A 15,265-nucleotide genomic window follows, 5' to 3' on the forward strand; every position below is an offset into this window, starting at 1 on the left:
AAGATGGATCGCGGCGGCAAGGGAGCGAATCCCCGGGAGCATGGATAACGATGTGACCGGGGTGAACGAGTGCAGCCAACAAAGAGGCAACTTGAAAGATAACGGGTATATCATATAATTTAACAATCATCACCTTATTTATACATATTTATCTTAAAATTACGTTTAAAATATTCTCATATAATATCTGACTGATATTTTTCTGTTCATACCATCACTAGATCAGTTATTATCTGCTCCATTTTTATTTACCTGACCATTATTTATGGACGATTCTCCAGTTAGTGCAATGAAAAGCTATTTCAGTCAAAAATTGAGTAGAAAAGATTATATTATTAGTTTTATTAAAATAGCGGTTATTTTCGGAATATTAATCTTTCTCTCTGGTTACCTAGCAGAAAATAATTATGCCGCCCATATGCAATATGAGTTATCAGTGTGGCTGTACATGATCTCTATTGGTTTATGGGCAATGTGCTCCTTCGCTACGATTTACTATTTAATCATGAAAACAGCTTACAGATTTAATGACGTGGGGTTATATGGCTGGTTAATCTCTATTTTTATCTATCTGAGCAGCGTCTTACCAAACTATTTTTCCGAAAAAATAATAATGTATTCACCTCTTATTAGCCTAATTGGGATTATTCTTGCATTTATTCTGCCTGGAGGAAAAAATCATAATAAAGAGTAATATTCTCGCCATATTGCAAAAATTTCATTCAATCTGACTATTACTTAAACTAGTAATATACCTTATGGATTTCAAGATGCATCGCGACGACAAGGGAGCGAATCCCCGGGAGCATGGATAACGTTGTGACCGGGTGAGAGAATGCAGCCAACAAAGAGGCAATTTGAAAGATAACGGGTATATACAAGATGCATCGCGACGGCAAGGGAACGAATCCCTGGGAGCATAGCAAACTATGTGACCGGGGTGAGTGAGTGCAGCCAACAAAGAGGCAACTTGAAAGATGACGGGTATATACCCTATGGATTTCAAGATGGATCGCGGCGGCAAGGGAACGAGTCCCTGGGAGCATAGCAAACTATGTGACCGGGGTGAGTGAGTGCAGCCAACAAAGAGGCAACTTGAAAGATGACGGGTATAGGTTAATAAGAAAAACCATGCCATATAAAGTCACTCCAATAAAGTTCTTTCTATGGCACGATCTCATAAGATACTAAAAACTATTTTTTATATTTCTCAACCAAAGCCAGAGCTATTGATTCAGTTTGTGCATCAGGGTTACCGCTGATGTCATCTGGCCTGAAATGCATCTGGAATGCACTGATGGTCTTACGGGTATCTTCATCAAGTACACCCGTTTGTGGAATGGTGTAGCCATATTTAGCCAATGTCTTCTGAATTAACTCAACAGAAGCCTTATCATGCCATTTTCTGCCAGCCATATATTTTTCAACGGTTGCATCTTCAGGCCATGCACCGATACCTTGCTCAGCCAAATTCTTCCAAGGGAAAAGTTTGCCTGGATCATACTTTCTCAAAGGTGCAATATCACTGTGACCAACGACATTAATAGGTTCAATGCCATAACGTTGAATAATATCTTTCGCCAAACGCGTTAATAGATCGATCTGCTGCTCATTAAACGGATACCACTCTTTCTCAAGTAGCATTTCCGTAAATCCTTTATTAACAATTTCAATGCCAATCGAAGTGTCATTCAAGTCTTTCCGACCATTCCATCCACTAACACCAGCATGCCATGCCCTCTTCTCTTCAGGAACCAGTTGTAGAATAACAGGCTTTCCTCTCACATAATTCGGTAACGATGGGATTAAATAATGAGCACTAACACCGCCCTGAGTGAGTATACGTAAAGAATCTTTATCATCGACAGCGGTATAGTGGAACACCAAAAACCTTACTCTGTCATTTTGACCTTGTGAAGGAAAAGAGCTATCAACTTTATAAGCACCCCGATCTTCCAGACTGGAACACCCCGCCAATAGCATAAATAAGCCAACCAATATGATCTTCTTCATCATTTCCCTGTCCCACCTATTAATTGAATAGCAATATAATAACACAAAGAAATCAAATGAATACAAAATAAAATTTATGTTTTACATGATTTTTTTATAAAATTATCGGTTTTGTTCTTGACATAAAGCACAAATGAAGATGCCTTATTCCCATAATTTATACCCGTTATCCTTCAAGTTGCCTCTTTGTTGGCTGCACTCGCTCACCCCCGGTCACATCGTTATCCATGCTCCCGGGGATTCACTCCCTTGCCGTCGCGATGCATCTTGAAATCTATAGGGTATGTACTTTGTTCTAGCATTTCACTTGTGGCCAGCCACTTGGTTCGATTTGGCAAGACTTGCCGTTTCTTCCCAAATACCAACTTCGACCTTTTTCTGAATTTCAGGATACTGATTAATATCAAATGTCGGTAACTTACCGACACGTCTCTGTTGGTTGTAATCTTTTGCGAGTTTAAATGCGACGCCAGAAAGCAACAAGATAGCGGTCAGATTGGTAATTGCCATCAATGCCATAGACAAATCAGCCATTTTCCAAACTAAAGGCAATTCAGCCAACGCACCAAACATCACCATACCCAACGCCGCCAGACGTAAGATCATCAAGCCCGCGGTATGATTACGTTCAAGGAATACAATATTGCTTTCAGCATAAGCATAATTCGCAATGATTGATGTGAATGCGAAAAAGAAGATAGCCAGTGCAATAAATTCAGATCCCCAATCACCAACAGCGGAAGACAATGCCCGCTGAGTCAATTCTATTCCACTTATTCCTGAAATATTGCCATCAAGTACACCCGATGACAGGATGATAACAGCAGTCGCGCTACAGATAACCAGCGTATCCATAAAAACACCTAGCATTTGCACATAACCCTGAGATGCTGGATGAGGAGGATATGGAGAAGCAGAAGCAGCAGCATTGGGCGCTGACCCCATCCCGGCTTCATTTGAAAACAACCCGCGTTGAACACCTTGTGTCATCGCCTGTGCAACACCATAACCAACGGTCCCTGAAACGGCTTCCTGCAAACCGAATGCGCTTTTGAAAATCAATGCAAACACTTCCGGCATTCGTTCAAAGTTATGCCCGACGACCCAGAACGCCAAGATCAGATAAGCTATCGCCATAAAAGGGACAACTAATTCTGCAACCCGAGCAATAGAGCGCAAGCCACCAAAAATAATGAATCCGCTAAGAATCACCAAACCAATGCCGACATATAAAGGATCGAAATCAAATGCGAAAGCAGCAGCCTGAACAATAGAATTTGCCTGAACAGCATTAAATACCAGACCAAAAGCAATAATAAGAAATATGGAGAACATCACGCCCATCCAGCGTACTCCAAGCCCCTTTTCCATATAGTAGGCCGGACCACCGCGGTAATTCCCCTTATCGTCTTTTGTCTTGTACAGCTGGGCAAGTGTACTCTCAATAAAAGAGGTTGCCATTCCAATCAGAGCAACCACCCACATCCAAAAAATGGCACCAGGCCCACCCGCCGTTAAGGCGATTGCCACACCAGTAAGGTTGCCGGTACCAACCCGTGCAGCTAAACTGGTACACAGAGCCTGGAATGATGAAATACCTGCACTGTCAGATTTTTTACTGTTTTTCAATACTGAAAACATGTGCCCAAAATGGCGAATCTGTATAAAACCCGTGCGTATAGTGAAGTAAATACCCGCCCCAAGAAGAAGATAAATCAACACGGAGCCCCAAAGGATACTGTTAAAAAAGCTAATTAGTTCCGTCAAGTTAGTCAAGATATTTTTCCCCTTAAATTAGTAAACCCAATCTGACCATAAAATCGTATCCGGCAGAATTCATTGCGTTTAATATGCCTTTATAATTAACAAGTAACGCAATGCTGTATTAAGAAACACAGAGATACTGGTCAGAAAAACGCTATAAATGTAACACAAGTTTGAAATTAATGTGTAATGTTTACTGACCTTTTTACATTATCCATCAGATTAAATGAATGTTTGGTGTACTGTTTTTGACTGATAGTTAATAGATATGTCATTCAATCGACTATTGCCCGCCAGTCACTTCATACACTTTTAGCTATGCCTCCTATCAGTGATTCACAACAAGCTACATATATGAAACCCGTTACTTTAGCCCCCACACAAGTAAAAGAAGTTCTACCAATGAGCCGATTGTTAATTAAATCAACAACCCATTAATATCAAGAAAAAAATTCAAAAATAAGATATTGTGATTAATTTTGTGAGCAGATTATCAGCTTTAACAAAAAAATCCTCATTAATTTAGAAAATTTCGCATAGTGACATTTATCACATAAGACTTTAGAAATCAAAAAGATAAAAAACTCACTTATCGGATCACAATGAAATACCAACACATATGCTCAATGTAGAAAATATCATCCCAATAAATAACATAACATGCAAAAAACTAATAAACATCTCAACCTATATCTGACATTTATCTGTAGACTTCCTCAATCACAAGAGCAAATGATATTTCCCCTCAACTATTTGTGTTAAGTTATCATTAACATTAAAAAGTTTTTAACGACTGTTACCTACTTCTTTAATTAATTATAACGAATACATTTTTGCCTATTTATCTATTCTCTGAATATATTCAAATATATATCTAACCGTTCCCATTATTCTATTCTCTATAAGATGATTGTCTAATATTTCCACAAGCGGATTAAAATGAAATAACAATAAAGCCGAGATAATAAGATCCTTTTTTATAAAAGTTCGAGCAGTACTTTGATTACCTGCCAGATAGACCAAACTTTTAACAACATTTGTAGAAAATTTGCTGAATGAGCAACTGAGTTCTAAGCAAAATCGGGTACACTGCAAACCAAAATCATTACAATAATATTACCACTTTAAATTTCCCTAAGACCGGATACGACGAGCACAGATGTCTTAGATAAATCAAAAAACGCAAGACTTAACTTTGACAATTTACCGTGATGGTCAGCTAAAGACAGTTTAACTCAAATCACACCTATACCCTCTGGATTTCAAAATGGATCGCGACGGCAAGGGAGGAATCCCCGGTCACATAGCAAACTATGTGACCGGGGTGAGTGAGTGCAGCCAACAAAGAGGCAACTTGAAAGATAACGGGTATATATTCTCTCAACACAGTTACATGATTAATCGCCATCGCATTAGACGATAAAAACAACAGGCTTAACCCAACTACACATAATTAAAACCAACTTTTACTTTACATTACATTAACACTATGTTTTAATTTCATTAAAATATTATTTCATGTAAAAACAATATTGTAAAAAATATGAAAAAACTTCTCTCATATGCAACATAAAACTGGATCTTTTATTATCTACTGCTAATATTTTCATTTGTTATCTTTTACAAAAAAAATATGTTTATGAAGTTAATATTGTATAAATATCTCACTTTTATTCTAAATGCATAATTTAAACAATATACGTTGAGGTTATGAATGATGTTAAGAAGAAAAAGGAAGAATCCCACTGATAACAATTTACCTATAAGAGTCTATCGTGGGAGATCTAAATATGAATATCACCCTCCATCAGGAGGTTCAATATCCATTTGTTGTTTAAGTTCACCATTATCTGTCGTTTGGGAGGAATATGAAAAAATTCTTAATAAGGAAAAACAATAACTAAATAATAACATTTCAAATATTATACAGTAAGTACTTTATTTACAGTTATAAAACCAGCGGGAGAACAAACTCCCGTTAGCGTTTTTATCTAAATACACCAACAATAAAGATTTTTACACGACATTAAATTAACTATCCAGTTTTAACTTCTCATATACCCTATAGATTTCAAGATGGATCGCGACGGCAAGGGAACGAATCCCCGGGAGCATAGATAACGATGTGACCGGGGTGAGTGAGTGCAGCCAACAAAGAGGCAACTTGAAAGATAAAGGGTATACCTACTTATCGTTTATCAAACCAAGCTGATCATCAAATTCCTTCTCAAGATAGGAATCTTAAGTCCCCTACTTTGGTTGGCATGAAAACGCTCATCGGATTATTGGAAAAGAATAGCCAAATATTTGTCAAAAATTCGCAATTCTCTACAAATTTAGAAGATTGCGAATTGCACTTTTAAGTCCTAGCAGAGTTTTAAAGCCCTTTTCCCCCTACCAGGATCAATAAACATTGTGGTACAAATTTCCAACCCGTTCTTTGAACCGTACAAGTTCTTCTGTTAACGGGGAGTCAAGCCTAAGCATATACGTCACCAGTTTAGGAATACCACCAGCAAATGGTCTTATAGCAACGTCGCCATGCCGAGCCAAATTGATCTGTGACTCTCCCGCCACACCAATCCCATACCCGGCAGCCACTAAAGTTAACAAGAGATCAAAACTGGCAACCTTTTCGGAGATACATGGAGCTAACTTTGCATTTTGGAATATAGACAGAACTTGTTTCAAAAATCCCCCGTGAGTTTCCTGACCACAGACAATCAGTGAATAGCGCAAAAATTCATTCAGCGGTAATTCTTTATATGCCAAAAGCGGATGCCTGGCGGGAATAACCGCCACCAACGAATCATACCAAGCCGGTATTGCAATGATGCCATCTCGCACTATCGTAGATTGAGCGAATCCCACATCAAAAAGGTTATCACGTAATCCATTCATATGTTGAGCTAAAGGTACCTCGTGTAAACGAATATCCGTCTCCGGCTCGTCCTCACGACATTTTGCTAACAGCTCAGCTAATTTGGATGGTGTAACGCCATCAGATAACGCAATACGAAGCTGACTATGGAATCCGGCCGCAACCGCTTTCACACTATCACGTACCTGGCCGAGTACTGAAAAGATGCGAGGAGTTTGCTCCAGTAAAATTTCCCCTGCACGTGTGAGCCGGGTATTCCTTGTAGTACGTACGAATAACATCGTACCAAGATCGTCTTCCAATTTTTTGATTATTCTTGACAACGGTGATTGTTCTATATGCAGGCGTTCCGCAGCTCTAGCAAAATGTAATTCTTCTGCTACTACTACAAAACACCGTAAATGTCGTAACTTCATATATATGTAACCTCAATCTTTCACTAAACAGACTTATGCCTATTCTTTCTAAACGCTTCTTTAATTTGAATTTGTTCTTTCAGATCATCTAAATACGTTCAGCTTTAGTTGGTATTGTCCCGTAGGTTAGATCAGGGGTGACATCTCCCATATTATAAATGCCGAGTTACATAAAAACCTCCTTTGAGTAAACATGAAATAACCGATCACCAGGCAAGATCTGCCTAGTTTTAGAAGAAAATAGCATTTGATGATCTTAAAATAGTTAGCTATCTAGATACCCCCAAATTCATTAATTTATTTAATCAATATTTATCAAACTGTACGTCAATACATTTACAATAACAATAAATAAAGCTCACTCTTTCCTTAACTATAACTATTCCCTAGAAAGCTAATTATTAAATATTTATATAAAAAACCGAAAAAACGGCCAAACAGATCCGACTGAATGCATGATTTCACCAATAACTAAGTGGTGGGACCAGAAAACAAGGATACCAATATCAGCTTACCTGATTAAGACCTAAAAGGTCTTAAATATGACTGCAAAGGACATGATACCCACCATTATTTTATTTAGGATTCAGATAGTAAGAAGTTAAATACCGATCCGTTAAATGGAAATATGCGTTTCTCCAAACGGATCATAATGAACCATCTAGTTACAATAACGAGGTGCCTATGCCGACGGTGGAGCCAGGAGACTTGGAAGTTGCCACACATGGATTTGCCGATGGAATATCCATGCAATTAGCAAAAAAGCGCGCATTACACGGACCCAATGAGGTTCTAACCAAAACAGAACTTAACCTTATTATAGATGAAGCTGCTATATCATTCGGAGAATTCCTGACTGCTCTTGGCGTTGACTGGAAAAATGATCCTAACTCAAAAGACACGCCGAGACGTGTTGCAAAGGCTTATGTTCTTGACCTATGGAAAGGCCGATACAAACCAATGGGACCCATCACTACATTTCCGGCAGATAACTACGATGGCATTGTATTCGACGGCTGGATAGCGCTCGATTCCATGTGCTCTCACCATCATCAAGCAATCAGTGGCTATGTCCACGTTGCCTATATGCCAAGTCAATACGGGCGTGTTCTTGGCTTGTCAAAGTTAAACCGAATAGTCGAACATTTCGGCAGACGTGGGCTCATACAAGAACGGTTAACAGCAGCAATCCACAATGCAGTAAACCAAGTATGTGAAAGAAACCAAGGCGTCGCAGTATTAGTCGATGCATCGCACAATTGTGTACGTTGCAGAGGTGTACGCCACCAGAGAAGCCGTATGAAGACACAAATGTTTTCAGGTGCATTCGCTGAAGCTGATTCACCGGCAAAACAAGAGTTCTATGAATTGATTAGAGGTATTGCATGACAATTCAATATATTACTCGCAAAGGCTCTTTTGATTCCGCTCATCGCGTAATGAATGAAAGGGTCAAATGCTTCAATATCCACGGACACACTTATCTGTATGAACTCACTTTCTCATTTGAACAGATGCAACCAATTGGATACGCGATAGATTTCAAAGAGATAAAGCGCATAGGTGCCGCATGGATTGATGAGTTTCTGGATCACGCCTCAATTCTTAATCCCAAGGATGCAGACTTCATATCCGCTGTGCATGCTACACGCAGTAAATTCCGACTGATGAGCTTAAATCGTCATGGGGAGTACTGTAATCCAACAGTTGAGAATATTGCCAAAGAAATATTCCTCACTATGGAGGTTCTTTTTAATGAATGGGATAACCTAAAAATTCATCACATCAGACTCTATGAAACACCCAATTGTTTTACAGATTGCAATGCCGAGTCAATTCATGAAGAAGAACGCAGCGCATTTCTCAGTCAACGGTTTGAGGAACTCAAGGCTTATTCACAGGCAATGGGCCGGTTTGAATATGACTCAAGAAATGTTGTGACATCCGATTCTACTCATGAGCGCTTATAAAGTAACGAATCACGATGAATGAGGGTTGACGAATATGGACAGCGATATCTTACGGACATCTCTACTAATACGAGAAACGGAAGAAGCATTGTTACGTCTTTATTCCACTGGAGAGCTCCATGGAACAGTGCATACATGCATTGGGCAAGAGTTAACAGGCGCAATAGTATGCAAGTTTCTGAAAAAAAATGACTGGGTATTCTCCAATCATAGATGTCACGGCCACTTTCTTTCGCGGACAGGCGATGTTACAGGACTGATCGCAGAGGTGATGGGAAAAGAGACCGGCGTGTGTGGAGGCCGTGGAGGAAGTCAACATCTATGCAAAGAGGGATTTTTTTCTAACGGGATTCAAGGCGGGATCTTACCGGTAGCAACCGGGGCAGCTTTCGCCAAGAAGTTACGCCATGATAATTCTATCTCAATAGCGTTTATCGGAGATGGCACTCTCGGAGAGGGTGTCGTATATGAAGTATTAAATATCGCAGCAAAGTGGGATCTACCGCTATTGATCGTGTTAGAAAACAATCAATACGCACAATCTACTCATATCTCAGAAACATTATCAGGCAGCATAAGCAAACGCGCACAGGCTTTTGGCATGAGATATACGAAATCTGATGTTTGGAATTGGGAACATCTGATAGCTGAGACAGAAGAGCTGATAAATTATACTAGAAACCAAAGGCACCCCGCTTTTCTACAAATCGATACTTACCGTCTCAAAGCTCACTCCAAAGGAGACGATCTAAGAAACATCGATGAAATCGAACACTTTAATACTATCGATCCCATCAATGTCATTCTGCGTGAGCATGCTGCTGAATTGGAGACAGAAGTCGCCGGAGTTCAAGAAAGAGTAAATGACGCAATAAGAAAGGCAAAACAGGCTCGCTCATCACCGTTTTACGGCGCTGAAACACAATTGCAATCGCGATCTTCCACATTTCATCCGCTACCCAGCCAGGGGTCTAAGATTCGGCTATCCCGTGCAATCAATAAGGCATTTTTGGAAATCATGGAGCTGGATAAAAATATCCTGTTCATAGGAGAAGACGTGAAAGCGCCTTATGGCGGCGCATTTAAGATATCCGATGGCCTGTCCGATAGCTTTCCCGAACAAGTCATAAATACTCCCATCTCCGAAAGCGCTATTGTCGGCATCGGATGTGGGCTCGCCATGCATGGATATTGTCCTTTTGTGGAAATCATGTTCGGCGACTTCTTGACTTTAGCGTTTGACCAAATATTGAATCACGCAGCCAAGTTCAGGGACATGTACAACGATCAGGTGAAAGTTCCATTAGTGATCCGGACACCAATGGGCGCTGGCCGCGGTTACGGGCCTACCCATAGTCAAACTCTGGAAAAGCATTTCATGGGAATACCAGGTCTGACGATACTGGCAATTAACAATCTTATCGATCCGGCAATAGTCTATAAAACACTTGCAAAACAGGAGGAAGGTCCTGTTCTTCTTATTGAAAATAAAATCCTCTATACCAAGAGCATTCGAAATGCTCCATTGGGGTTCACAAGCTATGCCTCTGACGATCCATTCCCAGCGGTCGTTGTAAGCCCTCTGTCAACAAACGTCGACGTTGTAATCTTCGGTTATGGTGGGCTGAGCGATCTACTGGTAGATGTAGCAGAAGAACTTTTCGTAGAACACGATGTGATTGCTCAAGTTATCTGCCCACTCCAGATATATCCGTTTAGTGTAATCCCATATATCAAACTCGTATCGAAATGCAAAATCGCCATTATCGTTGAAGAAGGTCAGGGATTTGCGGGTTTCGGTTCAGAAGTCGTTGCTCAATTAACTGAAATTTTGGGTAAGTTATTACCTCGTACAATACGCATATATCCTTCCAGTATGGCGATACCCTCAAGTAAAGCCCTTGAAAACCTTATGATTCCAGGAAAAGACATGCTGATTGAACGTATTCTTAAGGCATACATATCAGAGGCTGAGCCTCAACAATAAATGTCTTTAATTGAAATTAATACGACCACAATAGGTATATTATGAAAAATACCATTATTCTTGAGAAGCTAAGCGCCAACGACGAGACAATGTTAATCTCAGAATGGTTGGTCGAAGAGGGAGATTATGTCACTGTCGGGCAAATGATCGCGAGGGTAGAAGCTTCCAAAGCCATAGTGGAAATCCATAGCCCTATGTCAGGATATCTGCTTAAGAGGTATCAAGCAGGAGATGAGGTTGCTGTAGGAAATGTTATCGCTGAAATCGTCCAAGAACCTACTTCCACCCCAACCAAAGAAGATCCCGACGCATCCATGTTCCAAGTGGATAGAAGCAACGCAACGGCCAGATTCTCTAAGGCCGCTACCGCATATCTCGAACACCACAGAATTGATCCTTCAAAACTGGGATTCAGCGGCCTCATAACTTTGGATTACCTCAGACAACATTTCGCTGTGGAAGAACACATTCAAAAGCCATTCACAACTACACTATTAGCTGACCCCCACGAATCGGATAAGATTTTATCATTAGTCGAAAATATCACGACTACGGAACCGATCGAAGTTTCGAAACAAGCTGAAATACGCATTCTCTCTGACGCTCAGAATGGCTCATTACCCAGTTCTATCACCGTGCAGTTCAATTCCATCAATCTACGGGAAAAATTGCGAAATGATACAAATTCCAGTGGACAAATTTTCCCTTATCTTTTGTGGATACTCGGTATTACACTGCAAGACTGGCCACAATTACGCTCTTATTATGAGAAACAACGGATTCATCGCTACAGCACAGTGAATATTGGCGTTGCAATTGACATGAATCATGGCCTGCGAGTACCCGTGATTCGGCAAATAAATCAATTAGCATTGCCAAATGTGGAAGCCGCTGTCGCCGATTATGTCTGCCGATACCATGAAAACAAATTAAGCCTTGAAGATGTTACGGGAGCGACCTTTACCGTTTCCGACCTGTCTGGTCAGAATGTTCTTCATTTTCAGCCCATGTTAAATAAGCAGCAATGCGCCATTCTAGGAATCGGAGGTGATAAAGATCTTGAGGGATACCCCATGTCACTCACCTTAGTATTTGATCATAGAGTCATCACTGGTGCCATTGCAGCACAATTTTTAAATGACTTTAAACGAAGACTACTCACCAGCAATGCCACTAAATTACACTTATCCGATACAGAAGCTCAGCAACCGACCCCGGTTCACAATCGCTTTTCCCCGACAAATTTAAAATTAGCTGACGATATCAGCAATATTTGGCAATCGCAGCTTGAATGCCAAGGAGTGAATCCATCGGACAATTTCTTCAAACTCGGCGGTGACTCGATGAAGGCTGCCCACACGATATCGCAAGTCGCGGCTCATATTGCCGTTGCTGTACCTCTGCGATTGCTTTTCGAAAACCCCACCCTTCAAAAATTCACCCAGAAAATTACACAGCTGATTAATGAAACACCACGAAACATTGACGATCTTTTACCTGCGTCGCCGGATAACTACGCCACTCTCTCTCTTCAACAAGAGAGATTACTCAAATTATGCGCTGATGGAGATCCCTCTGACTATAACCTTTTCCGCGCTTATCGGCTCATTGGTCATCTCGATAGAGAGGCATTAAGGCAAGCACTGCATCACCTAACAAAACGACACGAAATCCTTCGTAGCCGATTCGATTGGACCACCGCTTCATTTATTGGGTACTTTGAAGAAGATGCCGATCTGCCAATTGAGATAATTGACCTTTCTGCAATAACCAAAGAAGGTCAAGACGAACAATTAATGTCCGCCTTACAACGTAATTCACAATGTATCTGGCATGCAGGCGACTGGCTGTTTCACGTAAGCCTGATTCTTCTCAAAACAGACGAGCAGGTTTTAACACTCTGTCTACATCACTTGATTGCAGATGGTGAGTCTATTCGAATTCTCGCTGCCGAATTATCAACTTTCTATGCCCATGCATGCGGTGACAAATCAGTCGCTTTGCCAAAAGATCTACAACGACAATATCGCCACTATGCTAACTGGCAACAACAATATATCCGTGATGTATCTGTAAAACGTCAAATAAGTTACTGGAAACATAAAATGGAAGGTGCACCTTCCCTACTCGCTCTCCCTATATGCAATCAATCAGAAATCTATCAAACAAGATGTTCCGCATCAGAAGTGTTTCAGATCCCACAAGAGATTGGTGTCCTTGAATTCAGCCGCCATATAGGAGCCACACCCTATACGGTTCTTATGTCAGCTTGGGCAATTGTTCTTTCCCATTATTCATCCCAACAAGAAGTCGTTATTGGCACTGCGGCGGACAACAGACAACCGGAATATGGAAATAATCTCGGTTTCTTTGCAAACAATTGGGCTGCACGCATATTCGTTGAAGATACACAAGCATTCACATCACTGACTAAATCGATACGCCGAATCACTCTGGATGCAAAGGATAATATTGATTGGTCTTTCGGCACAATTGCCGATGCACTCGCTCCTTATGAAAAACACAAAGTACGATCACGCATCTTTCAGGTCATGTTAATCATGCTTCCCAACGCAAAATTGACCTTACGAAACATCGAGACCATACCCATGAACTTAGATATAGGGCGTGGCAGAGAACCTTTTGACGGTACAGTTTTAGATATGACGCTATGGATATCTGTAGAGCATGAAAATATATGTGCAAAGCTAGTATATAACGTTGATCTCTTTCAACAGAAAACCGTGAAATCCATAGTTCGATCATTCACAGCAGTCCTTCGGAAAGCATGTTCGGAGAGCAGCATTCCGCTGCTTAAACTTAAAGATACTTGTGAAACCATTGAGTAAATCAAGCATGATACCAGCACAAGAATTACACCGATTAGCACACGAAGCATTAAATCGTCAAGATTTCGAACACTGCGCCAAATATTGTTACACACAGCTCAGGGCTGCAAATGAACCGTATTGTCTGCAAGATGAGATCACTCTAGATTGTATTTATATGCTACTGTTTATACATGACATTTATAATCAACAATGCCATCTCCCTTTCACTGAGAAATGGACAAGGCATGATCTATTCTCCTTGGCAGAAACTTATTATACTAAGAAAATATCACTTGATACGCATATTAAACTGAAAGTTCTCAAAGGAAAGTACCTCGCCAATACACAATCATCGGAAGCAGCCATCTTGGCAATACAAGATGCAGTCATTTTAGCTGAAAACAGTTGTACTCCCTATATCAAAGCCCTTGCATTAGCTGAATTAGGCCACAAGACTATGAAAATCAGCCTTAAGCATGGGAGAGAATTGATCCAGCAAGCCCACGATATCCTGCATCAGAGTCCAGTAAGTCATGAACTGTCATTGGAAAACCAAAGGCATATCCATTTTATTTCTTCGATACATGGAGTTTGCGAATTCGATTTTGGAAACTACGAAGCAGCAATGAAACATCTGTCCAAAGTTTACGAGTCAAGCCTGCACCTCGGCATCAAATTCGACATTTCCATCTTCTGCAACTACCTGGCACAAGTCCATATCAGTCTAGGAGATTATGAAACCGCTGAGTCGCTTCTACTCAGCTGCCTTGAATATTTCATCCCTGAGAAAACGCCACACGCATGGAATGCAAATAATCGTGCACTCCTTGGCAAGGTCTATATGGAATGGGGAAAATATGACAAGGCACGTGAACACCTCATAACAGGGTGGAAAGAGAGCAGATTAGCTCGCAGCTTACCGTTGATAACGCTTGTCAGAAATTACTATGCAGAATTTCTTTTACAACGAGAAAGTAGTCCGTCCAAACAAAATATCTCCTTGGCCGAAGAAATCTTGCAGGAAAATATCTCTGAAGCACACCAAGCGGGAATATACCGTAGCGAAATCCTTTCTTTATCGCTTATGGGACAAATTTCCCTCAGCCGAAATGACTTTGACGCCGCCAAAAAATATAGCCAATCTGCTATTGATATGCTCATTCACATGGGATGGCTACCCGCTCTCCGCGCACAGGAGATCTACATGAACCACTATACCGTAGCAATCAGCTGTGGAGATATGGAGCAGGAAAAATACTGGTTATCGGAAGCTTATAATGTGGTAATGAGTATAGCTCGTCGTATTCTTGATGATACCAGACGCCTTTCATTTTTAAATCGGGTAAAAATCAATGAAATGATTGTTCACAAATATATGGAAACTTAATTTATCTGTATTCGTG

The 15,265-nt window shown here is 40.6% G+C and carries 11 protein-coding genes; 8 read left to right on the forward strand and 3 right to left on the reverse strand.

What is annotated here, in order from left to right; genetic code table 11:
- The first annotated feature begins 265 nt into the window (after positions 1-265).
- Both AACQ38_RS06480 and AACQ38_RS06485 read left to right on the forward strand, forming a co-directional pair.
- The gene (locus AACQ38_RS06480; protein ID WP_165577707.1) at positions 266-694 is read left to right on the forward strand and encodes a DUF805 domain-containing protein; all 429 of its coding nucleotides are present in this window, start codon (positions 266-268) and stop codon (positions 692-694) included.
- A 362-nt stretch (positions 695-1,056) separates the two neighbouring features.
- Entirely contained in the window at positions 1,057-1,191 is a 135-nt protein-coding gene (locus AACQ38_RS06485; protein ID WP_278249227.1) for a hypothetical protein, read from the forward strand.
- 3 nt (positions 1,192-1,194) lie between these two features.
- On the opposite strand, the gene AACQ38_RS06490 is transcribed toward AACQ38_RS06485, so the two are convergent.
- Positions 1,195-2,013, reverse strand: a complete 819-nt coding sequence (locus AACQ38_RS06490; protein ID WP_041380915.1) for an N-acetylmuramoyl-L-alanine amidase — start codon at positions 2,011-2,013, stop codon at positions 1,195-1,197.
- Positions 2,014-2,316: 303 nt separating this feature from the next.
- Positions 2,317-3,780 (reverse strand): alanine/glycine:cation symporter family protein, encoded by a 1,464-nt coding sequence (locus tag AACQ38_RS06495; protein WP_041380917.1) that lies wholly within the window; start codon positions 3,778-3,780, stop codon positions 2,317-2,319.
- 1,264 nt (positions 3,781-5,044) lie between these two features.
- Between AACQ38_RS06495 and AACQ38_RS06500 the strand changes: the two genes are divergently transcribed.
- Positions 5,045-5,200, forward strand: a complete 156-nt coding sequence (locus AACQ38_RS06500) for a hypothetical protein (RefSeq protein WP_165577708.1) — start codon at positions 5,045-5,047, stop codon at positions 5,198-5,200.
- 980 nt (positions 5,201-6,180) lie between these two features.
- On the opposite strand, the gene AACQ38_RS06505 is transcribed toward AACQ38_RS06500, so the two are convergent.
- Entirely contained in the window at positions 6,181-7,074 is an 894-nt protein-coding gene (locus tag AACQ38_RS06505) for a LysR family transcriptional regulator (RefSeq protein ID WP_113025642.1), read from the reverse strand.
- Between the two features lie 684 nt (positions 7,075-7,758).
- Here AACQ38_RS06505 and folE point away from each other — a divergent pair.
- From folE to AACQ38_RS06530, 5 genes are read left to right on the forward strand one after another with little or no spacing between them, the layout of a single operon-like run.
- The gene (gene folE, locus AACQ38_RS06510) at positions 7,759-8,463 is read left to right on the forward strand and encodes a GTP cyclohydrolase I (RefSeq protein ID WP_011147013.1); all 705 of its coding nucleotides are present in this window, start codon (positions 7,759-7,761) and stop codon (positions 8,461-8,463) included.
- Positions 8,460-9,044 carry a 6-carboxytetrahydropterin synthase gene (locus tag AACQ38_RS06515; protein WP_011147014.1) on the forward strand — a complete coding sequence of 195 codons (585 nt, stop codon included), beginning with the start codon at positions 8,460-8,462 and terminating at the stop codon, positions 9,042-9,044. Before folE ends, AACQ38_RS06515 begins: the two co-directional genes overlap by 4 nt.
- Before the next feature lie 34 nt (positions 9,045-9,078).
- The gene (locus AACQ38_RS06520) at positions 9,079-11,031 is read left to right on the forward strand and encodes a dehydrogenase E1 component subunit alpha/beta (protein WP_165577709.1); all 1,953 of its coding nucleotides are present in this window, start codon (positions 9,079-9,081) and stop codon (positions 11,029-11,031) included.
- Between the two features lie 41 nt (positions 11,032-11,072).
- Positions 11,073-13,880 carry a condensation domain-containing protein gene (locus tag AACQ38_RS06525; protein ID WP_165577710.1) on the forward strand — a complete coding sequence of 936 codons (2,808 nt, stop codon included), beginning with the start codon at positions 11,073-11,075 and terminating at the stop codon, positions 13,878-13,880.
- Entirely contained in the window at positions 13,864-15,249 is a 1,386-nt protein-coding gene (locus tag AACQ38_RS06530) for a tetratricopeptide repeat protein (protein WP_165577711.1), read from the forward strand. The genes AACQ38_RS06525 and AACQ38_RS06530 overlap by 17 nt, the downstream gene beginning before the upstream one ends.
- The last annotated feature ends 16 nt before the right edge of the window (positions 15,250-15,265 follow it).

The sequence above is a fragment of the Photorhabdus sp. RW14-46 genome (genome assembly GCF_963887965.1).
GTDB classification, from domain to species: domain Bacteria; phylum Pseudomonadota; class Gammaproteobacteria; order Enterobacterales; family Enterobacteriaceae; genus Photorhabdus; species Photorhabdus laumondii.